Consider the following 23045-nt stretch of genomic DNA (forward strand, 5'->3'; position numbering starts at 1 on the left):
CGGTCAGCGGATGGTGATCGTGATCGTCGACCCCTTGGGCGCCTGCTCGCCGGCGTCCACCGACTGCTTCTTCACGGTGTCGCCGAACAGCCCGAGCAGCCCCCGGTCCTCCTTGACCTGGAAACCGGACTGCTCCAGCAGCTTGGTCGCGTCGTCGACACTGGCCCCGACCACGTTCGGCACCTCGACCAGCTCCGGGCCCTTGGACAGCGTCAGGGTCACGGTGTCGCCCGCGGCGGCCTGGGCGTCGCCCGCCGGGGTCTGCCGGGCCACCTGCCCCTGGTCGTACTCGGAGTTGACCTCGGTGGCGGACACCGTCACCTTCAGCCCGGCCTCCTGCAGCTCCTGCCGGGCGTCGTCCAGGCCGTCGCCGGTGACGTCCGGGACGTCGACCGGGGCACCCTTGCTGACGACGAGCGCGATCGCGGTCCCCGCGTGCCGCTTCGCACCCGCCCCCGGATCGGTCGAGATGACCGACCCCTTGGCCACGTCCTCGCTGAACTCCCGTGTCACCATGCCCGGTTCGAGCCCGTCGGCGGTCAGCAGCAGCCTGGCCCTGGCCAGCGTCCGCCCCTGCACGTCCGGCACGTTCACCGTCTCCGGGCCGTCGGAGATGGTGAGCTTCACCGAGTCGTTGCTGCGGATCCGTCTGCCGGCCGCCGGGTCGGTGCTGATCACCGTGCCCCGCTTCACCGTGTCGCTGTAGGCGTGCTCGACCGAACCGACGTCGAGCCCGGCCTCCTTCAGCCGGGTGGTGGCCTGCGCCTCGGTCTTCGACAGCAGCGGCGGGACCTTGGTGAACTGCCCGGAGTTGATGTACCAGACGCCGGCGCCGGCGCCGAGGACGATCAGTACGGCGACGACGAGCGGGACCAGCCCGCGCCGGGACCGGCGGCCCCCGCGCCGCCGGTCGGATGGGGGTGCCTCCGCGCGAGCGAAGCCGAGCGTGGGGGAGGGCGGCGCCTCGAACCTGCTGGTCCGCAGCATCCCCGCGTCCTCCTCGTTGACGGGCAGCGGCCGGGGCACCGTCAGCGACCGGGGTATGACACTGGTCCGGTCCTCGCCGATGTCGTGCGCCTCGGCCAGCGCCTGCGGCGGTACGGCGTCGAGCTGCTCGGCACGGAGCGCGCTCCGTGTCTCCCGCAGCAGGGCGAGCAGCGCGACGGCGTCGTACGGCCGGACCCCCGGATCACGGGCGGTGCCGCGGGCGACCAGCTCGTCCAGCTCGTAGGCCAGCCCCGGCACCACGATCGACGGCGCCGGCACGTCCTCGTGCAGGTGCTTGTAGAGGATCACCGCGGGTGAGTCCGAGTCGTGCGGCTTCTGCCCGGTGAGCATCTCGTACAGCACGACACCGCACGCGTACACGTCGACGCGCGGATCGGCGGCCCCGCTCTCGACCTGCTCGGGCGCGAGGTACGACACGGTGCCCAGCACGGCGCCGGTCGTACTGGTGACGGAGTCCACCGACCGCACCAGACCGAAGTCCGCGACCTTGACCCGCCCGTCGTCCCCTATCAACACGTTCTCGGGCTTCATGTCCCGGTGCACGAACCCGGCCCGGTGTGCGGCGCCCAGCGCGGCGAGCACCGGCTCCAGGATGTCCAGCGCGGCCCGCGGCTGCAGCGCGCCGCGCTGCACCAGCACGTCCCGCAGAGTGCAGCCGGCCACGTACTCCATGGCGAGATACACGTACGACCGGTCGGCCCCCTGGTCGAAGACCTGCACCACGTTGGGGTGGGCCAGCCGGGCGACTGACTTGGCCTCCCGGATGAACCTCTCGACGAAGGACGCGTCGGCGGCGAGCGCCGGGTGCATCACCTTCAGTGCGAGCACACGGTCCAGACGGACGTCCAGGGCCCGGTAGACCGTGGCCATCCCGCCGACGGCGATCCGCGCGTCGACGCGATACCGGCCGTCGAGCACCTGCCCGACAAGGGGGTCCTGAAGGGTCGTATCCACCCCGCGAGTGTACGAGCACCGACTGACACCCCCACAGGTGAGACCGCTTTCCCGGGGGACTTGCAGCGCACCTGTGACGGTTCACACCTGGCTGAAATATGCACCCACTCACCCGCAGCCGCCGACGGCGACCGGCCCGCACAGGAGAGCCCCGCTTCTCAGCACACAGTTTCGGGTGGTGCGTGGGTGGGAGAAGAAGGCGGGAGCGGCCCGACGCTCAGAACGCAGGGCGCTCGGGGTCCAGCACGGCCAGGCCCTCCGCGGGAGACGACGCCTCCGCCAGGTACCGACGGGGAATCCGCCCCGCCAGCCGGGCCAGCCGCCCCGCCTCCACCCCGGCCCGCATGGCGTGAGCCATCCGCTCGGGATCCTGCGCCCGCGTCACCGCCGACGCCAGCATCACTCCGGCACACCCCAGCTCCATCGCCAGCGCCACGTCCGACGCCGTACCGGCCCCCGCGTCCAGGACCACCGGCACCCGCGCGTGCTCGACGATCAGCTGGAAGTTGTGCGGGTTGCGGATCCCGAGCCCCGACCCGATCGGCGACCCGAGCGGCATCACCGCGGCGCACCCCACGTCCTCCAGTTTCCGGGCCAGCACAGGATCGTCGTTCGTGTACGGCAGCACCGTGAACCCGTCGTCCACCAGCGTCTCCGCCGCGTCAAGCAGCTCGACCGGGTCCGGCAGCAGCGTCCGCTCGTCGGCGATGACCTCCAGCTTGACCAGATCGGTCCCCAGTGCCTCCCGCGCCAGCCGTGCCGTCAGCACCGCCTCGCCCGCGGTGTAGCACCCGGCCGTGTTGGGCAGCACCCGGATCCCGAGCCGGTCGAGCACCGACAGCACGGAGCCCCGTACCCCCGGGTCCACCCGCCGCATCGCGACCGTGGTCAGCTCGGTCCCGGACGCGAGGAGCGCCCGCTCCAGCACCTCCAGGCTGGGTGCACCCCCGGTACCCATGATCAGCCGGGACGAGAACGTCGTACCCCCGAGGACGAAGGGATCGTCGGCCATGGCGCTCAGCCTCCCTGCACGGCGGTCAGGACTTCCACCCGGTCGCCGTCGGCGAGCCCGGTCGTCGCCCACTGCCCGCGCGGTACGACGGTCTCGTTGACGGCCGCGGCCACCCCGGAGGGCGCCGCCGTGAGGGACCGCACGAGCGAGTCGAGAGCGGTGCCCGGGGCGATCTCCCGGCGCTCCCCGTTGACGGAGATGGTGACGGAGAGGTTCATGCGGTCTGCTCCACAAGTTGGCGGGGGAGGGGGTCGAATCGCCTCGGCGTGAACGGACGGCCCTCCGCCGGCAGCTCGCCGCCGGCCAGCAGCTCTGCCATGACGTCTCCGGTGACCGGCGTGAGCAGCACCCCGTTGCGGTAGTGCCCGGTGGCCAGCAGCAGTCCGTCGAGGCGGGTCGGCCCGAGCAGCGGCGCGTTGTCGGGGGAGCCGGGGCGCAGTCCGGCCCGGGTCTCGGTCAGGGGCAGCTCGGTGATCCCGGGCACCAGCTCGTGCGCGTCGCGCAGCAGCTCGTACACCCCGCCCGCCGTCACGGTCGTGTCCCAGCCCAGCTCCTCGCTGGTCGCGCCGACGACCAGCTCGCCGTTGTCCCGGGGCACCAGGTAGACGTTCCCGCCGCGCACCACGGCCCGTACGGTCCGGCTGAGGAACGGCGCGTACCGGGCGGGCACGGTCAGCCGCAGCACCTGCCCCTTCACCGGCCGTACCGGCGGCAGCACGTCGTCGGGCACACCCGCCAGCCGCCCGCTCAGGCTGCCGCCCGCGAGCACCACCTGGCCGGCGCCCAGCGCCTCACCCGCACGGGTGCGGACACCGGCGGCCCGTTCCCGTACCACCTCCAGGCGCTCGGCCCAGTCGCGGTGGAACACCACCCCGGCCCGCTCGCACGCGGCCACCAGCGCGGCCGCCAGCCGGCGCGGGTCGATCTGGTGGTCGCCGTCGGCCCGCAGCCCGCCGCGCACACCCGGCGCGAGCATCGGCTCCAGGCGCCGGCACTCCCGCCCGGACAGCCACTCGGACTCCAGGCCCGACTGCTTCTGGAGGGCGTGCAGCTCGCGCAGATGGGCGCGGTCGTCGGCGTCCAGCGCGACCGCGAGGGTGCCGCAGCGCCGGTAGCCGAGGTCGCGGCCGGTGAGCTCGGTCAGCTCGGCGGCGAAGTCGGGATAGCGGCGCGCGGAGGCCAGGTTGAGCCCCAGCAGGGTCTGCTCGCCGTAGTGCAGCTCGGTGACGGCGGCCAGCATCCCGGCCGCGACCTGCGCGGCCCCGCCGCCGGGCTCGGGGTCGGCCACGGCGACGGCGAGCCCGCGCTGGGCCGCCCGCCAGGCCGTGACCAGGCCGATGATTCCGCCCCCGATGACGAGGACGTCGGACGTACGTGAGGACATGGGCGTCCAGCCCCTCCCTTCGCCGGCATGACCCGGATCAGGTTCGTACGGTCGGAGGCCGCCAGCCTCCCTCTCAGCCCGGTGCGTCCGGGCTCCCGCGTGTGCTTCCCCGCCACCCTAGCCCGCGGCGCTCCGCCCCGGTAAGACGGCCTCGGACGGCACTGCGGACGGCGCTGTGGACAGTGCTGTGGACAGTGCTGTGGAACAGGTCATACGCCACGACCCCTGACTGACTCTTTGTCAGTTGTCTATCGTTCTTGTCTATGGTGATCAGGTGAGCGAGCAGACGCAGCGACGGAGCACGTCACAGACGCGGCGCGTGGTCGTCGTGGGCGCGGGGATGGCCGGGGTGCAGACCGCCGTCGCCCTGCGGGAGCAGGGGTTCACCGGGACTGTCACGCTGATCGGCGCCGAGCCGCACCAGCCGTACGACCGGCCGCCGCTCTCCAAGGCCGTGCTGCTCGGCAAGTCGGAGGGCTCCGCCTTCGAGGTGGACTTCGAGGCGCTCGGCATCGAGCTGGCGCTCGGCCGCGAGGCGCTGGGCGTGCGCACCACCGACCATGAGCTGGACACCGAGGCCGGCCCGGTGCCCTACGACGTCCTGGTCCTCGCCACCGGCGCCGAGCCGATCACGCTGCCCGGCACCGAGGGCGTGCCCGGCGTCCATCTGCTGCGCACCCTGGACGACGCCGAGCGGCTGCGGCCCGTGCTCGCCCGGCAGCACGACATCGTGGTCGTCGGCGCGGGCTGGATCGGCGCCGAGTTCGCCACCGCGGCCCGCGAGGCCGGCTGCGCGGTCACCGTGGTCGAGGCCGCCGACCGCCCGCTCGCGGGAGCGCTTCCCGCCGAGGTCGCCGCGCCGATGGCCGCCTGGTACGCGGACAGCGGCACCGACCTGCGCACCCACGCGCGCGTGGCGGGCATCGAGCCCGGCGCGGTGGTGCTCGACGACGGCTCGCGGCTGCCCGCGGGCGCCGTCGTGGTCGGCATCGGCGCCCGCCCCGCCACCGCCTGGCTGGCCGGCTCCGGCATCGGGCTGGGCCCGCACCACGAGGTGCTCGCCGACGACCGCCTGCGCACCAGCGCCCCCGACGTCTACGCGGTCGGCGACTGCGCCTCCTTCCCGTCCGGCCGCTACGCCGAGCGCCTGCTCGTCCACCACTGGGACAACGCCCTCCAGGGCCCGCGCACGGTCGCCGCCAACATCCTCGGCGAGACCGACGCCGTCTACGACCCGGTCCCGTACTTCTGGTCCGAACAGTTCGGCCGCTTCGTCCAGTACGCCGGCCACCACGCCGCCGCCGACCACCTGATCTGGCGCGGCGACCCGACAGGGCCGTCCTGGAGCGTCTGCTGGCTCCGCGAGGGCCGCCTGGTAGCCCTCCTGGCGGTAGGCCGCCCCCGCGACCTGGCCCAGGGCCGCCGCCTGATCGAGGCGGGCCGCCAGATGGACCCGGAGGCCCTGTCCGACCCGGCCCGCCCTTTGAAGAACGCCACTGCAGCGCCCCTTTAGGGGCGCGGGGAACTGCGCGATCAACCCCCAACGGCGCCGCACCCGAAACAACCACCCATCGCGCCCGAACCAGCAGACCGCCTACCCTTGACCCCGTGACCGAGATTGACACGAAGACCGATGCTCTCGTCCCCGCCTGGCTCACCCTCCCCGACATCGCAGAGATGATGGACGTCGAGGTGACGCGCGTGCGGCAGCTGGTCAAGGAGGGCCAGCTCATCGCCGTCCGCCGCGGTGAGAACAGGGCGCTGCACGTCCCCGCCGCCTTCATCGACGGGGACAAGGTCGTCAAGGGCCTGTCCGGGACCCTGACGCTCCTGCGGGACGACGGCTTCACGGACGAAGAGATGCTGGAGTGGCTCTTCACTCCCGACGCGACCCTGCCCGGCACCCCCGCGCAGGCGCTCAGCGAGAATCGCGGCACGGAGGTGAAGCGCCGCGCCCAGGCGCTCGCCGTCTGAGGCAGCCAGTACCGACACGACGGGGGACCACCGATGACCGACACCGCCCGCGCCCAGCTGGCCGACGCCCGGCTCTACCTGTGCACGGACGCCCGTAAGGAGCAGGGCGACCTCGCCGGGTTCCTGGACGCGGTCCTGGCGGGCGGTGTCGACATCGTGCAGCTGCGCGACAAGGGCATGGAGGCCGCCGAGGAGCTGGAGCACCTCGCCGTGTTCGCCGACGCCTGCGCCCGGCACGGCAAGCTGCTCGCGGTCAACGACCGCGCGGACGTGGCCCACGCGGCCGGTGCCGACGTGCTCCACCTGGGCCAGGGTGACCTGCCGGTCCCGGCCGCCCGGGCGATCCTCGGCCCGGACGTCCTGATCGGCCGCTCCACGCACGCCGAGTCCGAAGCCGCCGCGGCCGCCGTGCAGGACGGCGTGGACTACTTCTGCACCGGCCCCTGCTGGCCCACCCCCACCAAGCCCGGCCGCCCCGCCCCCGGCCTCGACCTGGTGCGGTACACCGCCGCCCTGGGCACCGACCGCCCCTGGTTCGCCATCGGCGGCATCGACCTCGGCAACCTCGACCAGGTGCTCGACGCGGGCGCCCGCCGGGTGGTCGTGGTCCGCGCGCTCACCGCGGCCGACGACCCGGGCGCGACGGCTGCCGAGTTCGCGAAGCGGCTGCGGTCGCTGTAACGCCGGCGGCAGCGGAAGCGGCAGCGGCAGCGCGGTGCCCGGTTGTCCGGAAACTTGTCCAGTATCCGGACACGAGGTCCGTAAGAGGCCGACAATTAGGGCAAATATCCCGAGTGCGGTTGGGTGACCGCCCGCCCCTGACTAACCTGCGGGTATGGCCCTCGGAACCGCATCCACCAGGACTGACCGCGCACGCACCGTGCGCGACATGCTCGCCGGCGGCAAGACCACGTACTCGTTCGAGTTCTCGGCGCCGAAGACCCCGAAGGGCGAGCGGAACCTGTGGAGCGCGCTCCGGCGGGTCGAGGCGGTCGCCCCCGACTTCGTCTCCGTGACCTACGGCGCCGGCGGTTCCACCCGCGCGGGCACGGTCCGGGAGACCCAGCAGATCGTCGCGGACACCACGCTCACCCCGGTCGCCCACCTCACCGCGGTCGACCACTCGCTGGCCGAGCTGCGCAACATCATCGGCCAGTACGCGGACGCCGGGATCCGCAACATGCTCGCCGTGCGCGGCGACCCGCCCGGCGACCCGATGGGGGAGTGGGTGGCGCACCCGCACGGCCTGACCTACGCGGCCGAACTGGTCCGTCTCATCAAGGAGTCGGGCGACTTCTGCGTGGGCGTCGCCGCCTTCCCGGAGATGCATCCGCGCTCCATCGACTGGGACACCGACGTCCGGCACTTCGTCGACAAGTGCCGCGCGGGCGCCGACTACGCCATCACGCAGATGTTCTTCCAGCCCGAGTCGTACCTCCGCCTCCGCGACCGGGTCGCCGCGGCCGGTTGCGAGACCCCGGTGATTCCGGAAATCCTGCCCGTCACCAGTGTGAAGATGCTGGAACGGCTGCCCAAACTCAGCAACGCGGCCTTCCCGGACGCCCTGAAAGAGCGGATCCTCACAGCGAAAGACGATCCGGCGGCGGTACGCTCCATTGGCATCGAACACGCCACGGAGTTCTGCGCGCGGCTGCTGGCCGAGGGAGTGCCAGGACTGCACTTCATCACGCTCAACAACTCCACGGCGACGCTGGAAATCTACGAGAACCTGGGCCTGCACCATCCCCCGCAGGCCTAGACCGGCCGCACCGGAGTACGACACACTGCGTAGCGGGCACAGGGAGAGGGGCGTACATGGGCTGGACGGTCCTCTACGTAGCGTTCGGCATCGTCGCGCTGTGGTTGCTCGGCGAGGTACTGCTGCAGTACAAGGCGCGGCTGCGCTGGCGGCTGCTCGCCTTCGTCGGCTTCCTCGGGGTCGTCTTCGGTGTCCTGATCCCGTCGGTCATCGTGATCGGCGTGGGTGCGATCGCCTTCGCGGTCGGCCAGACCTACGTCACCCTGTCGTTCCGCCGCGGCTTCGAGGCCGGCTGGGCGGTCAAGCGTCCCGGTGCGGACGGTGACGGCGTCGGCCTGACCAAGCGCCGCCGCGGCGAGCCGGACGAGGACCCGGGTCTGGAGGCCACCGACCCGGACGCCGCCGACGCCGCCTACGCCGAGCAGCGGGGCGCCTACGCCACGGCCGAGGGCAGTCCGTCCTACAGCGGTGACGAGTACGACCGCGACGACGTCTTCACCCCGGCGGCCCGCACCATGGAGCCCGGCGCGGCCGAGTCCACCGCGGTGTACGAGCCGCAGCCGATGCCCGACGACACCGGCTCCTACGGCGTCTACCGCGACTCCGGCTACGCCGCCACCGGCGAGCAGCAGGCCGCCTACGCGACCGCCGGCCAGGACCAGGCGTACGCCGCCCAGGGCACCGACCAGAACTACGCCTACGACTACTCCGGCTACGGCCAGCAGCAGTACGGCTACGACACGAGCGGCGGCCAGCAGCAGTACGCCAACTACTCCGACCCGTACATCGGCAACCAGACCTACGGCGGCGGGTACGACCAGTCGTCGTACGGCACCCAGCAGTACGACCAGCAGGGCTACGCCCAGGGCCAGTACGGCGACGGCACCGGCGGCTACGGCGAGACCCCGGCGGGCGGTGTCTGGGTCCCGCAGCAGCGCGCCGACGAGACCTACGGCGGCGAGCTCCCGCAGGAGCAGCAGTACCCCTACCAGGGCGACGGGCAGGGTCAGGGGCAGCAGCACGGCCACACGGGCAACGGGTACGACGAGCAGTACCGTTTCTGAAGCCTTCCCGCTGCACCCGGCTCACTGCGAGCCGCGGAACTCCGGCCCTTCCACGATCAGCCCGGCCACCAGCGCCCCCGACATGCCCGCGTGCGGGAGCCCGCCACCGGGGTGCGACCAGTCGCCCACCCGGTACAGGCCCGGCAGCCGGGTCGTGTTGGCCGGGTGCAGGAAGCGGCCCCGACCGGCGGCCAGGGCCGGTGCGGAGATTTCCCCGAACCCCTGCGCGTCCGTGACCTGTTCCGGCACCCGTGTCTCGTGCCACAGCAGGCGCTCCCGCAGTCCCGGCACGGCGGCCTCGGCGGCTTCGAGCAGGAAGTCCGTGTAGGTGAGGGCCGTACTCTCCCGTTCCCAGTCGGCCTCGGTCGACAGCACCGCCGACAGCACGACGGACTCGTGGTTCTCGTCCGGTCCGAGCGCCGGGTCGCCGGGGCGCAGCACCGTGACGGTGGGGCGCACCGGCCGGTCGCCGCCGGGTGCGGTCAGCAGGTCCAGCTCGGTCTGGTCGTCCGGCGCGTGGACGACCGTGCGGTGCACCGCACCGGTCTCCCGGCCGCCCCGGAGCGCGAGCAGCACGCTGAACCGGCCCGGGCGCGCCACCGTCGCGTCGGCCCGTACGTCGCCGTCCGCATCCAGTTGCCAACCCGTCCACTGGGTGAGGGTGTTGAGCCGCACCGGATCCACACCCGCCACCACATGATCCGCGTCGACCACCTCGCCGTCGGCCAACTCCACCCCCACCGCCCGGTCGTCCTTCGCCAGGATGCCGGTGACCTCCGCGCCGAAGACGAACTCGACCCGCCGCTTCACACACCGCTCGTACACCGCGCGCGCCAACTCCCTTATGCCACCACGCACGTACCAGATGCCGAAGGCGTGCTCCAGGTACGGCAGCACGGCCGCGCTCGCCGGAGTGTCCCGGGGGTCGAGGCCGTAAGCGATCGCGTGGCTGTTCAGGAGAGCGGCCAGCCGCTCGTCGCGCAGCTCCCAGGCGCCGATCTCGTAGAGCGTGCTCGCCCGGCGCGTGCGCAGCAGCTTCTTGTGCGGGACCGACGGGTACGGCTCGCGCTCGGCGAGCACCTGCCAGTTCGGCCACAGCGGCTCCTCCAGGAGCGGGCGCCGGGTGCGGTCCCAGGCCTCCCGGGCCCGCACCAGGAAGTCGCCCCAGCGCTGCCCCGCACCGGCGCCGAGGGCCTCGTCCAGGGCGGCCACGACGCCCGCGCGGGACGCGTTCGGCAGCGACACCTCCGTGCCGTCCGCGAAGACGTGCCGGGCCGACGGATCCACCTGGACCAGCTCGACGCAGTCCTCCAACGGCTCCTTGCCGGTCTTGACGAACAGGTCGCGGTACACGGCGGGCAGCGGCAGCAGCCCCGGGCCGGTGTCGAAGGCGAACCCGTCGCGCTCGAACCGGCGCACCCCGCCGCCATAGGTCTCCGTACGCTCGTACACCGTCACCCGGTGGCCCGCGACGGCCAGCCGGGCGGCCGCCGCCATGGCGCCCATCCCGGCGCCGATCACCGCAATCCGTCCCATGCCCGCGACTTTATCGACCGCCACCGACAGTCCGGTCCGGCGGGCCGTCAGTCGGGCGGCCGTCCCACCTGCGCCGCGAGCCGGCGCTCCTCCCGGCGCTGGGCCCGGCGGCGCCAGAAGCGCCGGATCCGGGAGACCAGGAACACCAGCACGATCAGGCCGGTCGCCAGCAGCACCGCGGCGATGATCGCCGCCGCCAGCGGGTGGAACATCGCGAACGACACGATCCCGGCGACCCCGAGATCCTCGGCGAAGCTCAGCACGATGTTGCTGAACGGCTCCGGCGAGGTGTTCACCGCCATCCGGGTCCCGGCCTTCACGGTGTGGCTGGCCAGGGCCGTGGAACCGCCGACCAGCCCGGCCACCACGTCGTTGACCGAGCCGCTGTGCCCGGCGAGCAGCGCGCCGACCCAGGCGCCCGCCACCGGCCGGACCACCGTGTGCACGGAGTCCCACACCGAGTCGACGTACGGGATCTTGTCGGCGACCGCCTCGCACAGGAACAGCACGCCCGCGACGATCAGCACCTCGGGGCGCTGCAGCGTCTCGGGGACGTCGTCGCTCAGGCCCGTCGCGCCGAAGAGGCCGAGCAGCAGCACCACCGCGTAGGCGTTGATTCCGCTGGCCCAGCCGCTGGTGAAGACCAAGGGGAGTACCGACACGGACGCGATCGTAACCAGTCGGCGGCCGTGCGTCCTGGGCCTTGGTGCGCAGACCTGAGTACACGTACTTAGGAGGCGGGTTGAGTACGCGCGCGGATGGGCCGCGACCTGCGTGAACGAGAGAGTGGAGGCACGGAAAGGGGCGCGGGGTCCGGCACCGCCGACACGGGGCGGCGGAACGGCACCTTCGCCCTTGGCCGCTCCTTCCGCCGATTCGCGTCGGCGGAAGCGAGACACGGGGGAGAGGGGACCCGGGGGACAACGGGAAACCGGGGGAGCACGGGGGAGCACGGAAGGCGCCGGTCCGACGGCGGCCCGCGGGGGACGCGGCCGCCGGCGGCCGGCGCTTTCGCACACTCACGCGCGCGTGCCGGTCCCGGAAGGGCTCAGCCCTTCCCGCTCACCCGCCCCTGCAGGAGCCGGGACAGCGCCGCGTGGACGTCGTCCAGGGAGCGCTCCGGCTGGAAGGACTTCCAGTCCAGCGCGGCCACCAGCACCATCCCGACCAGTGCGGCCGCCGTCAGCTGGACGTCGATCTCGTCGCTGAACTCGCCGTTCTCCACGCCCTCGCGCAGCACGCCCTCGACGACCGCGACGGCCTGCTGCCGGACCACCATCAGCGTCGACTGCCAGGCCCGGTTGGTGCGCCACAGCTCCGCGACGTAGAGCTGGGTGAAGGCCGGGTAGCGGTCGATGAAGACGAGGCCCGCGCGGACCATCGCGTCCAGGGCGTCGACCCGGCTGCCGCCCTCCCGCGCGGTCTGCTCGGCGGCGTCCTTCAGGGAGGCGGTGAGCAGGCCCACGCCGTGCCGCAGCAGCTCCTCGAAGAGGACCGACTTGCTCGCGAAGTTGTAGTAGACCGTGCCCTTCGCGACGCCTGCCCGTTCGGCGATCTCGTCCACCGTGGTGGCCGAGAAGCCCTGCTCGGCGATGAGTGTGACGGCGGCCTCGTAGAGCTTCTGCCGGGTGGCCTCACGGCGTGTGCTGCCGCCCGTGGTGCTGCTGCTTTCCATGGTCCTGATTCTCACAGGAACGGCGGCCCCCGCGGGCACGGAAGAAGAGGTCATCGACGCCTCACAGGCTCAGCTCGGGATGCAGGCGGTCCAGCGTCCACACCTGGCGGCGCCGGGCCGAGAGCGCGGTGAGCGCCAGGGCACCCGCCGTGAACGCCATCAGGACGGCACAGGCCTGCCACACCGGTCCCAGACCGCCGCCCGTGATCAGCCGCCGCAGCGCCGACACGACATAGCTCATCGGCAGGAACGGGTGGATCGCGTTGAAGAAGCCCGGGCTGGTCTGCACGGGATAGGTGCCGCCCGCCGAGGTGAGCTGGAGCATCAGCAGGGCGAGGACGAGGATCCGTCCCGCCGCCCCGAAGCGCGCGTTCAGCCACTGCACGATCGCCGCGAAGCAGGCCGCCACCAGGAACAGGAACCCGACCGTCCCGGCCGCGCGGACCATCTCCAGGCCGATCGCCCAGTGCAGTACGGCCATCAGCGCGGCCGTCTGCAGCACCCCGACCGCGACCACCGGCAGCCAGCCCGCCAGCGCGATCCGCCAGGCCGCCGAACCGGCCGCCAGGGCACGCCGGTTGAGCGGCTGGATCAGCATGTAGGCCACCATCGCGCCGACCCACAGGGAGAGCGGGATGAAGTACGGGGCGAACCCGGTGCCGTAGTTGGGCGCCTTGTGCAGGTCGTGCGAGGCGAGCTGGACCGGGTCGGCCATCACCCCGGTGCGCTCGTCGCGGTCCTGCTTGTCGTAGTCGGGGATCTTCGCCGCGCCGTCGTGCAGGCCGCCGGCGAGCGTGTTGGACCCGTCGGCGAGCTTGTACATCCCGCCGCTCAGGTCGTAGGCGCCGGACTCGAGCCTGCCGAGGCCGCTGTCGAGGCCGGTGGCCCCGGTGACGGCCGTGCCGAGCCCGGTGTGCAGCTTCGCGGCGCCCGCGGCCACCCGAGCCGCGCCCTCGTTCAGCTTGTCGATCTTCTTGACGGCGTCGGCGACGTCCTCGGCGAGGTGCGGGGCGCGGTCGGCGAGGGCCCGCGCCTGGGTCTGGAGCGTGCCGAGGTTCGCGTCGAGCGTCTTCAGGTCGCCGTTCTGGTCGGCGATCAGCGTGTTCAGGTCGTCGGCGACGGCGGCCACGTCGTCGGCCGCGTCCCTGGCCTTCTTCAGGTCGGGGCAGACCGGGTCGGTCAGCAGGTCCGCCGAGCAGCGCGCCGCGTAGACCTGGTCCAGGGTCTCGGCGGCCGCGTGGGCGGTATGCGCGGCCGCCGGAGCGGTCTTCACCAGGACGCCCAGGTTGTCGCGGACGGTCTGTGCCGAGTCGGCGACCAGCCGGGCGGTGTCACCGATGGTCTTCTCGTTCTGCGCCAGGTACGGGCCGACCTTGCCGTAGACCCCGTCGACCCGGTCCGCCAAAGCCTGGGTGCCGTCGGCGACCTGCCGCGAGCCGTCCTCCAGCGTGCCCGCGCCCGTGTCCAGCTTCCGGATCCCCTTGGCGAGCTTCGCGCTGCCGGTCCTGGCGTCCGTCAGGCCGTTCGCCAGGTCCTTCGACCCCTTCTCGGCCTTCCCGATGCCGCCGGCGAGGGTGTCGGCGCCGTCGGCGGCCTTCACGGTCTGCCCGTGGATGTCGGCGAACGAGACGAAGATCCGGTCCAGGAAGGACCGGGACGCCTTGGTGGACGCGGCCGAGCGCACCTCGTTGAAGACCGTGCGGGAGATCTGCCCGACGATGTAGTTGTTCGCGTCGTTCGTGCGCACCTGGAGCGCGCCGGTCTGCGGGGAGTCGCCCGCGCTGGAGGCGATGCGCGCGCTGAAGTCGGCGGGCACGGTCAGCGACAGGTAGTACGTGCCGTCCTCGACGCCCCGGCGGGCCTCGGCGGCGCTCACCTCGTGCCAGTCGAAGCTCTTGCTGTCCCTGAGCCCGGCCACGATGTCGTCGCCCGCGGTGACCCGCTTCCCGCTCGCGGTCGCCCCCTTGTCGTCGTTGACGAGCGCCACGGGGACGCGGTCGAGGCGGCCGTAGGGATCCCAGAACGACCACAGGTACAGCGCGCCGTACAGCAGTGGCAGCACCAGCAGGGCCACCAGGGCGGCACGGGGCAGCTTTCCCCGTCCGAAGCGCCTGAGCTCAAGCGCGGCCAGTCGCGGCGAGCGCATCGCCGGCCTCCTCGTCTTCCGACTCTTCCGACGCTTCCGACTCTTCGGAGGTCTCCGTCGCCCCGGTGCTTCCGGTGCGCACGACGACGGCCCCCGCCATCGCCTGTCCGCACACCGCCACCACCGTCGTCCCGGCCTCGGCGATGGACGCCAACAGCGCCCGCACCTGGTCCCGTTCGGACTCCGACAGCTTCAGGTCCGCGTCGTCCACGGCCAGCAGCCGCGGCTTCCCGACCAGCGCAAGCGCCACGGACAGCCGCAGCGCCTCGATCCGCTCCAGATCCCGTACGGCGGTCCGGGCGCCCTTGGGCAGCGACTCCAGGTCGAGCCCGGCGGCGGCCAGGGCGTCGTCGATCCGGTGCTGTGCCCGCGCCCTGCGCTCGGTGCGCGGCCGCACCAGATCGCGCAGGGAGTCGCCGAACCGGCGTTGCAGCAGGGCCCGTTCGCGCAGGTGCTCGCCGACGGTCAGGGCGGGTTCGAGGTCGGTGACCCCGGCCACGTTGGCCACCGCGCTGACCCGCCGTACCGCCGCGAGCTGCTTGGGCAGCCGGGCCGCGCCGACCGTCGCGGTGCCCTCGGTGGCCTTCATCCGGCCGGTGAGCGCGAGCAGCAGACAGGTGCGGCCGGAGCCGGACGGCCCCTCCACCGCGATCAGCGCGCCGGGCCCGGCGTCCAGGGAGATCCCCCGGAACGCCCAGCCCCGCGGCCCCTTGAGCCCGAGGCGCTCGGCCGTGACAGGTACGCCGTGCACAGGTTCCCCCCTGCATTCTCTTCCGAAGCGGGCATTCTTTTGAACTGACTGGTCAGTGCAAAAACTACTCCGAACCTACGATCGAAGCAAAACCCCAGGTCAGAACGGACTGTCAGTGCCATACCCCACGATGGGCACATACGGCACCCCGTGTGAGGGCGCCGTCACTCAGACGACAGGAGGTTCGTCATGGCCAACTCGTCAGCGTCCGCCGCCCACCGGCGCCGCGCCACCGGCCCTGCCCCCTCACTGACCGGCCCGGCGAGCGATGTGCACCCCGTGCTCCGCCGGGCCACGGCCCCGCCCGCCGCCCTCGACCTGCTCACCCAGGCCCGCGCCGCACTGGACGAGGCCGAACTGCTCGACACCCCCAACGAGCGCTACGCGACAGCCCACCTGGCCGCCCTGCGCACCGCCGCGGCCGTGCTCGCCGCCCGCGCCCGCCCCGAGACCTCGCCCCGGCGCCGGGCGCGGATCCGCAGCGCCTGGGAGGTGCTCCCCGAGGTCGCGCCCGAGCTCACCGAGTGGAGTGCCCTGTTCGCCTCCGGCGCCGCCCGCCGGGCCCGCGCCGAGGCCGGCATCCAGGGCGCGGCGGGCCGCCGGGACGCCGACGACCTGATACGGGACGTGGCGATGTTCCTCCGGATCGTCGAGCGGATGCTCGTCCTCCAGCCGGTCCTGCCGCAGCCGCGCCGGCAGGACGGGGAGCGGCCGGCCGGTGACCCGGGAAGGGAGCTGCCCGACGCGGGATGACCAGGCAAGGCGGCGAAGGCATCGGGCGGCGGAGGCAATAGGGTGGAGAGCGCCTGAAGCCTTCCCTCCTCCCGCATCCCGGGCCCGGGAAGGCACCGAGTTCGCGCCGCCGGGCAACAGGCGGTGCCGCGCCGAGGAGTCAACTGCCGTGCCGGACCCCACTCGACCCCGCGCTTCTCTCCGTACCGCCGTGGTCTGGGAGGTTCTTCAGGACGCCCTCGACCGCCGGGTCAAGGCCACCGGCCGGGACGCGCTGGACGTCCTGGACACCGGCGGCGGCAGCGGCAACTTCGCCGTCCCCCTGGCCCGCCTCGGCCACCGCGTCACCGTCGTCGACCCCAGCCCGAACGCGCTGTTCGCGCTGGAGCGCCGGGCCGCCGAGGCCGGCGTGGCCGACCGGGTCAAGGGCGTCCAGGGTGACGTCCTCGGCCTGTTCGACGTGGTCGAGCGCGGCGCCCACGACGTGGTCCTCTGCCACGGCGTCCTGGAGCACGTCGACGACCCGGCCGAGGGCGTGCGCAACACGGTGGCCGCGCTGCGCACCGAGGGCGTCCTCAGCCTGCTCGCCGCCGGGCTCGGCGGGGCCGTGATCGCCCGCGCCCTCGCCGGGCACTTCACGGAGGCCAAGCAGGCGCTGGAGGACCCCGACGGACGCTGGGGCAGCGGCGACCCGATGCCGCGCCGCTTCACCGCCGAGCAGCTCACCGGCCTGGTCGAGGGCGCGGGCCTGGCCGTGACCGCCGTGCACGGTGTGCGGGTCTTCGCCGACCTGGTCCCCGGGGTCCTGGTGGACACCGAGCCGGGCGCCCTGGACGCCCTGCTCAAGCTGGAGGCCGCCGCGGCCGAGCTCCCCGCCTTCCACGCCGTCGCCACCCAGCTGCACGTGCTCGGCGAGACACCGGGTGCCGCAGAGGTCTGAGATTCTCCTGAGACGAGCCCCCTGATCAGGGGCTCGACAGCGGATGGAGTACGCCACAGGCCCCCCGATCGAGGGGTTTGCGCCGTATGATCGAGGGAGACCAACCCGGCATGACGGGTCGGCCGCCGGGGAATGGAAGCCTCAGCGAGCCGGGACTGCCATGGCGGGTTCCGGTTGGCCAATTGGCCTAGAGGGGCGGGTTTCACGGGGGCGATTCCCTGCCTATCCTGAAGGGACCCCCCGGGTCGCCCCGGCGACTGCACGATGAGGAGGACGCCGTGCCGCTCTCGGAGCACGAGCAGCGAATGCTTGAGCAGATGGAGCGAGCGCTGTACGCCGAAGACCCCAAGTTCGCGACAGCGCTTGAGGGAAGCGGCCTGCGGACGTACACCCGGCGCCGGGTCTACCAGGCGGTGGCCGGCTTCCTCGTGGGTATCGCGCTCCTCATCGCCGGAATGGTCGTCCAGCAGGTCTGGGTCAGCGTGGTGGGATTCCTCGTCATGCTGGGCTGCGCGGTCCTCGCGGTCACCGGCTGGCGCAAGGCCCCCAAGCCCGGCGAGCAGCCCGCAGGCCCGCAGGCCCGCCGCCAGGGCCGGCCGAAGCGTTCCATGATGGACCGCATCGAGGAGCGGTGGCAGCGCCGCCGCGACGAACAGGGCCGCTGACGGCTTCGCCGGAGGGGCCGACGGGCTAGACAGAGCGTGACTGAGGGGTGACCACCGGCTGGTGGTCACCCCTCAGGCGTTGTTCGGTCGGCCGGAGCCGAGGACACCTTGCTGCGGGCCGTGAGTCACTGCGGGCCGGTGGGGGCTGCTCGCGCAGTTCCCCGCGCCCCTGACGGGGCGCTGTAGCCACCGCGTCGTCCCCAGCCGCGGGCAGTCGTGCCGCTGGGGCGGCACGGGTGGGCGCTGGGAGTCCCCCGGCCGAAGGCTGGGGGAGGCACCCTGCAAGCGCCGGTAAGCGACCCGACCCCCCGCGCCAGCCCCGTCAGCCCTCCTGCTCCGACGGCTTTCGCAGGGTCGGCCTGGCCGCGGCCAGCCGATCCCGCAGCCGGGACCGGGCTGCCGACGCCGCCCACACCGCGCGCACGCTGGACCGCGGAGCGAACAGCGCCCGCAGGCGCGCGGGCACACCGACCGTGCCGTTGAACGCGGCCGTCACCCGGCGGACGTCGTCCGCGAGGCCCGCCGCCGGCCGCGGCCGTGGCGCGTACAGCACCTGTTCGACCGCGTCCGCCACCCGGTGCACCGATGCCGCGGTGGCCGGATCGAGACGGCCGAGCCGGACGATCCGGGCGGCCGCGTTCCGCGGGGTCTGCGACTCGTCCGGCAGGATGCCGAAGTCCCAGGCGGTGTCGGTCAGTTCCAGCCAGACCGCCAGCGTGTGCGCCGCCACGCCCTGGGGCGTACGGTCGTGCGCCCCGAGCCGGCGCGCCCGTGCCCGCTGCCGGTACAGCATCGGCGACAGCGGCACCGCCAGTACCGCGAGACCGCCGAGCGCCCACAGGGCCAGCTGCCACCACGGCGGCCCGCCGTCGCCGCTCGGCACCGCGGCCGCCGCGGACGGGCTGGCGCAGGCGTCCTGCCTGCGCAGCTGCGGCGTGCAGCTCTCGCTCTGCGAGGCCGAGGCCGAGGGCGCGGCCGAGGTGCCCTTGGAGGGCAGGGTCTCGTCCGGCAACGAGGAGCCGGGCGTCTGCGACACCGTGTACGACGGGGTCGTGCCCCGGGTCGGGGTCGGCTCGAAGCGGGTCCAGCCCACGCCCTCGAAGTACAGCTCCGGCCAGGCGTGCGCGTCCTTCAGGCCCACCGACACCGTGCCGTCGGCCTGCGGGGTGCCCGGTGCGAAGCCCACCGCGACCCGGGCCGGGATGCCCAGCGTCCGGGCCATCGCGGCCATCGCGAAGGAGAAGTGCACACAGAAACCGCGCTTCTGCTTCAGGAAGTTCGCGATCGCGCCCTCGCCCCGGCCGACCTCCACCTGGGTGTCGTACTGGAAGCCGCCCGTCACCGCGAAGTAGTCCTGGAGCTTGACCGCCTCCTCGTAGTGGTTCGTCGAGCCCGCGGTGACCTCCTTCGCCGTCTGCGCCACCACCGACGGCAGCGAGGAGGGCACCTGGGTGTACTCCTTCTTCATGGCCGCCGACGGCTCCGGCGCGGCGGCCAGCTGCTCCGCCGTCGGCTGCACGTCCAGGCTGGTGACCTGGTAGGTCTCACCGCGCGTGTTCTGCCCGTGGTCGCCGACGAGGGTCATCCCGACCGGCTCGTAGCGCCAGGTGCCGGCCACCTTCACCCCGCTCGGCGGGTACGGCATCGGCAGCCAGTCCTGGGCGTACCAGTCGGCGGCCGCGATCGTCGACTTCACCGTCGTCCGCCTGACGTCGGCGCCCAGGCCGGCCGGGGTCGGGAACGTGCCCGGCACGTTGGTGATGTGCCGCTGGGCAGGCTTCCAGGTGGTGCCGTCGAAGTCGTCCAGGGAGACGATCCGCAGGTACAGGTCGGAGACGTCGTCGTTGCTGGTCCGCACGGACAGCACCTGGCGGTCCTCGTCCACGTTGAGGCTGTCCCGCAGCGACACCAGCGGGTTGACCGCGGAGATCGTGCCGCCGTTCCCGTTGCCCACGCCGACACCGGTGCCGGCGCCGTCCAGCAGGCCGCCCTGGATCGAGGGCATCGCGAACGGCACGAACAGGGCGACGCCCAGCACGGCGAAACCGATCCGGCGCCCGGTGCGCACCGGGGCCACCGCACCGCTCTCCTGGCCGCCCGGGGTGCGCGCGGCCCCGCCGAACACCCGGCCCCACTGGGAGAGCCGGTCCCGGCCCTCGGCGAGCAGCAGCATCAGATAGCCGGCCGCCGCCACCAGGAACCACAGCCAGTCGGTCGGCCCGTCGGAGAGCCCCGCCGCCACCGAGTACAGCGCGAGCAGCGGCAGCCCGGCCGGGGCCGCGCTGCGGAAGGTCACCGCGAGGGTGTCCACGACCAGCCCGACGACCAGCACCCCGCCGATCACCATCAGCCGGATGCCGGGCGTCAGCGGCGCGGGTATCGCGTACCGGCTGACGTCGTCCGAGCCCTGCTGCAGCAGGTCGCCGAGGTACCGGAAGGTGTCCGGGCCGGGGATCAGCCCGGCGATCGCGTGACTCCGGGCGAAGACCACGGTCAGCATCAGCAGGGTGGCCAGGGCCTGCGCGGCCACGGTCAGCGACCGGGCCAGCGGCACCCGCCGGGCGGCCGCACCCACGCCCGTCTGGACCGCCAGCAGGAACGCCGCCTGGAACAGCCAGGTCACCGGGGAGACCAGCGGCAGCAGGGCGCAGGAGGCCATCAGCGTCGCCGCCGCCGCGGTGAGGGCGAGCCGGGCCCGTCCGCTCATCGCCGTGCCTCCCCGCCCAGCGCGGCCAGCCCGGCGCGCTCCCGGTCGGCCTGCCGCCACAGCTCGGCCACCGAGGCGCCGCGTGGCACGCTGACGGCCGTCCAGCCCGACTCGCGCAGCATCCGCAGCCGCTCCTCGTGCGCGTTGCCGGGGGCGGGCACGTCGGTCGGCTCCCTGACCCAGGTGTCCGGGTCCAGCACGAAGGCCACGGCGCCGCCGCTGCGCTGGCGCATCTTCACGGCCACCGTCGCCTGTTCCTCGTCGAGGTCGCCCAGGAAGGCCACCAGCAGCCCCTCGTTCCCGCCGCGCAGCACGTCGTAGGCCCGGGACAGGCCCGTGCCGTCCGAGTGGTCGATCACCGCCAGGGTGTCCATCATCAGCCCGGCCGCCTCCGCCGACTCCTGGCCGGTGCCCGCGAAACCGTCGGCGCCCTCGCCGGGCACCGAGCTGCCGGTGTCCGTCAACAGCCGGACCGAGAAGTTGCGTTCGAGCATGTGGACCAGGACCGAGGCGGCACCGGACACCGCCCATTCGAACGCCGAGTCGGGGCCCGCTCCTTCGTAGGCGCCGCCCCGGGTGTCGAGGAGCACCGTGCAGCGGGCGCGCTGCGGCTGCTCCTCGCGGCGCACCATCAGCTCGCCGTAGCGGGCGGTGGAGCGCCAGTGCACCCGGCGCAGGTCGTCGCCGTAGCGGTAGCCGCGCGGGATCACGTCGTCCTCGCCGGCCAGGGCCAGCGAACGCTGCCGCCCGTCGCCGTACCCCTTCGCCTCGCCGCTGAGCCGGATCGGCGGCAGCGGCTCGACCTTCGGGATGACCGTCAGGGTGTCGAACGTCGAGAAGGAGCGGGTCAGTTCGCACATGCCGAACGGGTCGGTCAGGCGCAGCTGGAGCGGGCCCAGCGGATAGCGGCCGCGCAGGTCCGAGCGGACCCGGTAGGACACCTCGCGGCGGCCGCCCGGCTCCACCCGGTCCAGGACGAAGCGGGGGCGCGGGCCGAGGACGTAGGGCACCCGGTCCTGGAGCATCAGCAGGCCGGTGGGCAGCCGCGAGACGTTGTCCATCCGCAGATGGACCCGGGCCTCGCTGCCGGCCGGCACCCGCGCGGGGGAGAGCCGGCGGCTGCCCGCCACCCGGTAGCGGGTGCGGTAGAGCACGGCCGCGCAGATCAGCGGCAACACCGCGAGCAGCAGCCCGACCCGGCGCAGGTCGGCCTGGCCGAGGATGTACGCGCAGATCACCGCCGCGATGCCGGCCGCGAGGAAGGACCGGCCGCGGGTGGTCAGCCCGGCCAGGGCCGTGCGGATCCCGCCCGTCTCCTCGCGGCCGGCCTCCGCCGGGGTGCCCATCACAGACTCCGCGGGGGCTGCTGGGGGTACGCCGGCACGCCGCGGCCCAGACCGCCGAAGCCGGTCTGCTGCTGGGGGGCGGCGGGGACCGGGGTGGACTGCAGGATCTCCTGCACGACCTGCTCCGCGGTGCGCCGGTTGAGCTGGGCCTGGGCGGTGGGCAGCAGCCGGTGCGCCAGGACCGCCACGGCGAGCGCCTGCACGTCGTCCGGCAGCGCGTACTCCCGGCCGCTCAGGGCCGCGGACGCCTTCGCCGCGCGCAGCAGGTGCAGCGTCGCGCGCGGGGAGGCGCCGAGTCTGAGGTCGGGGTGGGTACGGGTGGCGGCGACCAGGTCCACCGCGTACCGGCGGACCGGCTCGGCGACATGGACCCCGCGCACGGCCTCGATCAGCTTCACGACGTCATGGGCGTGCGCCACCGGCTGGAGGTCGTCGAGAGGGTTGACCGCGCCGTGGATGTCGAGCATCTGCAACTCGGCCTCGACACTGGGGTAGCCCACCGAGACGCGGGCCATGAAGCGGTCGCGCTGGGCCTCGGGCAGCGGGTAGGTGCCCTCCATCTCGACCGGGTTCTGGGTCGCCACCACCATGAACGGACTGGGCAGTTCGTAGGTCTGCCCGTCGATGGTGACCTGCCGCTCCTCCATCGACTCCAGCAGCGCCGACTGGGTCTTGGGCGAGGCGCGGTTGATCTCGTCGCCGATCACGATCTGCGCGAAGATCGCACCCGGCTTGAACTCGAAGTCCCGGCGCTGCTGGTCCCAGATGGACACGCCGGTGATGTCCGACGGCAGCAGGTCGGGCGTGAACTGGATACGCCGCACCGTGCAGTCGATGGACCGCGCCAACGCCTTCGCCAGCATCGTCTTGCCCACGCCCGGGACGTCCTCGATCAGAAGATGTCCCTCGGCGAGCAGCACGGTCAGCGAAAGCCGTACGACCTCGGGCTTGCCCTCGATCACACCCTCCACCGAACTGCGGACCCGCTCCACAGTGGCGGTCAGATCAGTGAGGCTCGCTCGATCGTCATAGGTCGTCACCCGGCCCTCCTCGGCCCGTCATTGCCCGGCCGGCGCGTCGTCTCGCACAACCGGCCCACCCCGAATCACGGACACCACGCGTGAATGGTTCCGCGCGACGTCTCACACCGCATTCTTGCTGCCGTTACCGATTCGTGTCACTCGCCTGTGGACAACTGCCCGCAGTATGTCGGTCTTGCGGCCTTTCGACCGCCTATTCGACAGCGGGCCGACAGCCTGAGGCGGGCCCGTTCCGGGGTGCGCGGTCTGCTCGGCGGGCCGAAGCGTCGCGTCGGCGCGGGGAAGGGCGGGGCAGGGCGGGGAAAGAGGAGGCGGGCCCGGCTGCATGTGGTGCGGGCGGCCGGGCGCGGGG

Annotated in this window: 20 protein-coding genes and 1 riboswitch; of the genes, 8 read left to right on the plus strand and 12 right to left on the minus strand. The window is 73.1% G+C overall.

From position 1 onward, the window contains the following. Positions 1-3: 3 nt before the first annotated feature. The 4 genes from pknB to thiO form a co-directional block, all read right to left on the minus strand. On the minus strand, positions 4-1962 hold the full coding sequence (gene pknB / locus ACFY6U_RS14525) for a Stk1 family PASTA domain-containing Ser/Thr kinase (protein WP_390038051.1): 1959 nt from the start codon (positions 1960-1962) through the stop codon (positions 4-6). Positions 1963-2179: 217 nt separating this feature from the next. Further along, complete coding sequence (locus tag ACFY6U_RS14530) at positions 2180-2974, minus strand: thiazole synthase (RefSeq protein WP_390038052.1); 795 nt, start codon at positions 2972-2974, stop codon at positions 2180-2182. Positions 2975-2979: 5 nt separating this feature from the next. Beyond that, entirely contained in the window at positions 2980-3192 is a 213-nt protein-coding gene (thiS, locus tag ACFY6U_RS14535; RefSeq protein WP_351490443.1) for a sulfur carrier protein ThiS, read from the minus strand. Then, the gene (gene thiO / locus ACFY6U_RS14540) at positions 3189-4358 is read right to left on the minus strand and encodes a glycine oxidase ThiO (RefSeq protein ID WP_390038054.1); all 1170 of its coding nucleotides are present in this window, start codon (positions 4356-4358) and stop codon (positions 3189-3191) included. The genes thiS and thiO overlap by 4 nt, the downstream gene beginning before the upstream one ends. Beyond that, a riboswitch (TPP riboswitch) is annotated at positions 4356-4467 on the minus strand. Its footprint overlaps the gene before it by 3 nt. A 165-nt stretch (positions 4468-4632) precedes the next feature. On the opposite strand from thiO, the gene ACFY6U_RS14545 reads away from it, so the two are divergent. The 5 genes from ACFY6U_RS14545 to ACFY6U_RS14565 all read left to right on the plus strand — a co-directional run bounded on the left by ACFY6U_RS14545 (position 4633) and on the right by ACFY6U_RS14565 (position 9155). Further along, positions 4633-5871, plus strand: a complete 1239-nt coding sequence (locus tag ACFY6U_RS14545; RefSeq protein WP_390038056.1) for an NAD(P)/FAD-dependent oxidoreductase — start codon at positions 4633-4635, stop codon at positions 5869-5871. A 95-nt stretch (positions 5872-5966) separates the two neighbouring features. After that, positions 5967-6332 carry an Rv2175c family DNA-binding protein gene (locus ACFY6U_RS14550; RefSeq protein ID WP_390038058.1) on the plus strand — a complete coding sequence of 122 codons (366 nt, stop codon included), beginning with the start codon at positions 5967-5969 and terminating at the stop codon, positions 6330-6332. A gap of 33 nt (positions 6333-6365) precedes the next feature. Continuing rightward, on the plus strand, positions 6366-7013 hold the full coding sequence (gene thiE, locus ACFY6U_RS14555) for a thiamine phosphate synthase (protein ID WP_390038060.1): 648 nt from the start codon (positions 6366-6368) through the stop codon (positions 7011-7013). A gap of 154 nt (positions 7014-7167) precedes the next feature. After that, on the plus strand, positions 7168-8091 hold the full coding sequence (gene metF, locus ACFY6U_RS14560; RefSeq protein ID WP_390038062.1) for a methylenetetrahydrofolate reductase [NAD(P)H]: 924 nt from the start codon (positions 7168-7170) through the stop codon (positions 8089-8091). 56 nt (positions 8092-8147) lie between these two features. Next, the gene (locus ACFY6U_RS14565; RefSeq protein WP_390038064.1) at positions 8148-9155 is read left to right on the plus strand and encodes a hypothetical protein; all 1008 of its coding nucleotides are present in this window, start codon (positions 8148-8150) and stop codon (positions 9153-9155) included. Positions 9156-9176: 21 nt separating this feature from the next. Here ACFY6U_RS14565 and ACFY6U_RS14570 read toward each other — a convergent pair whose 3' ends face one another. The 5 genes from ACFY6U_RS14570 to ACFY6U_RS14590 all read right to left on the minus strand — a co-directional run bounded on the left by ACFY6U_RS14570 (position 9177) and on the right by ACFY6U_RS14590 (position 15263). After that, complete coding sequence (locus ACFY6U_RS14570; protein WP_390038066.1) at positions 9177-10691, minus strand: phytoene desaturase family protein; 1515 nt, start codon at positions 10689-10691, stop codon at positions 9177-9179. Positions 10692-10738: 47 nt separating this feature from the next. After that, on the minus strand, positions 10739-11353 hold the full coding sequence (locus ACFY6U_RS14575; protein WP_390038067.1) for a DUF4126 domain-containing protein: 615 nt from the start codon (positions 11351-11353) through the stop codon (positions 10739-10741). Between the two features lie 386 nt (positions 11354-11739). After that, entirely contained in the window at positions 11740-12366 is a 627-nt protein-coding gene (locus ACFY6U_RS14580; RefSeq protein WP_390038069.1) for a TetR/AcrR family transcriptional regulator, read from the minus strand. A 61-nt stretch (positions 12367-12427) separates the two neighbouring features. Further along, positions 12428-14512 (minus strand): YhgE/Pip family protein, encoded by a 2085-nt coding sequence (locus tag ACFY6U_RS14585; RefSeq protein WP_390038071.1) that lies wholly within the window; start codon positions 14510-14512, stop codon positions 12428-12430. Next, the gene (locus tag ACFY6U_RS14590) at positions 14484-15263 is read right to left on the minus strand and encodes an ATP-binding cassette domain-containing protein (protein WP_390038073.1); all 780 of its coding nucleotides are present in this window, start codon (positions 15261-15263) and stop codon (positions 14484-14486) included. Before ACFY6U_RS14590 ends, ACFY6U_RS14585 begins: the two co-directional genes overlap by 29 nt. A 189-nt stretch (positions 15264-15452) precedes the next feature. On the opposite strand from ACFY6U_RS14590, the gene ACFY6U_RS14595 reads away from it, so the two are divergent. From ACFY6U_RS14595 to ACFY6U_RS14605, 3 genes are all read left to right on the plus strand, one after another. After that, on the plus strand, positions 15453-16016 hold the full coding sequence (locus ACFY6U_RS14595) for an SAV_6107 family HEPN domain-containing protein (RefSeq protein WP_351496995.1): 564 nt from the start codon (positions 15453-15455) through the stop codon (positions 16014-16016). Between the two features lie 148 nt (positions 16017-16164). Further along, positions 16165-16935 carry a methyltransferase gene (locus tag ACFY6U_RS14600; RefSeq protein ID WP_390038075.1) on the plus strand — a complete coding sequence of 257 codons (771 nt, stop codon included), beginning with the start codon at positions 16165-16167 and terminating at the stop codon, positions 16933-16935. Positions 16936-17213: 278 nt separating this feature from the next. Further along, entirely contained in the window at positions 17214-17600 is a 387-nt protein-coding gene (locus ACFY6U_RS14605) for a DUF3040 domain-containing protein (protein WP_093504067.1), read from the plus strand. A 322-nt stretch (positions 17601-17922) separates the two neighbouring features. On the opposite strand, the gene ACFY6U_RS14610 is transcribed toward ACFY6U_RS14605, so the two are convergent. The 3 genes from ACFY6U_RS14610 to ACFY6U_RS14620 are packed head-to-tail and all read right to left on the minus strand — an operon-like array spanning position 17923 to position 22693. Then, positions 17923-20307, minus strand: a complete 2385-nt coding sequence (locus ACFY6U_RS14610) for a DUF3488 and DUF4129 domain-containing transglutaminase family protein (RefSeq protein WP_390038077.1) — start codon at positions 20305-20307, stop codon at positions 17923-17925. After that, entirely contained in the window at positions 20304-21653 is a 1350-nt protein-coding gene (locus ACFY6U_RS14615) for a DUF58 domain-containing protein (RefSeq protein WP_390038079.1), read from the minus strand. The genes ACFY6U_RS14610 and ACFY6U_RS14615 overlap by 4 nt, the downstream gene beginning before the upstream one ends. Beyond that, positions 21653-22693: an AAA family ATPase gene (locus ACFY6U_RS14620; RefSeq protein WP_390038081.1), complete on the minus strand. Its 1041-nt coding sequence runs from the start codon at positions 22691-22693 to the stop codon at positions 21653-21655. The genes ACFY6U_RS14615 and ACFY6U_RS14620 overlap by 1 nt, the downstream gene beginning before the upstream one ends. Positions 22694-23045: the final 352 nt, after the last annotated feature.

Origin of the sequence: Streptomyces sp. NPDC013157 (genome assembly GCF_042899865.1) — a bacterium.
Classification (GTDB): Bacteria; Actinomycetota; Actinomycetes; order Streptomycetales; family Streptomycetaceae; genus Streptomyces.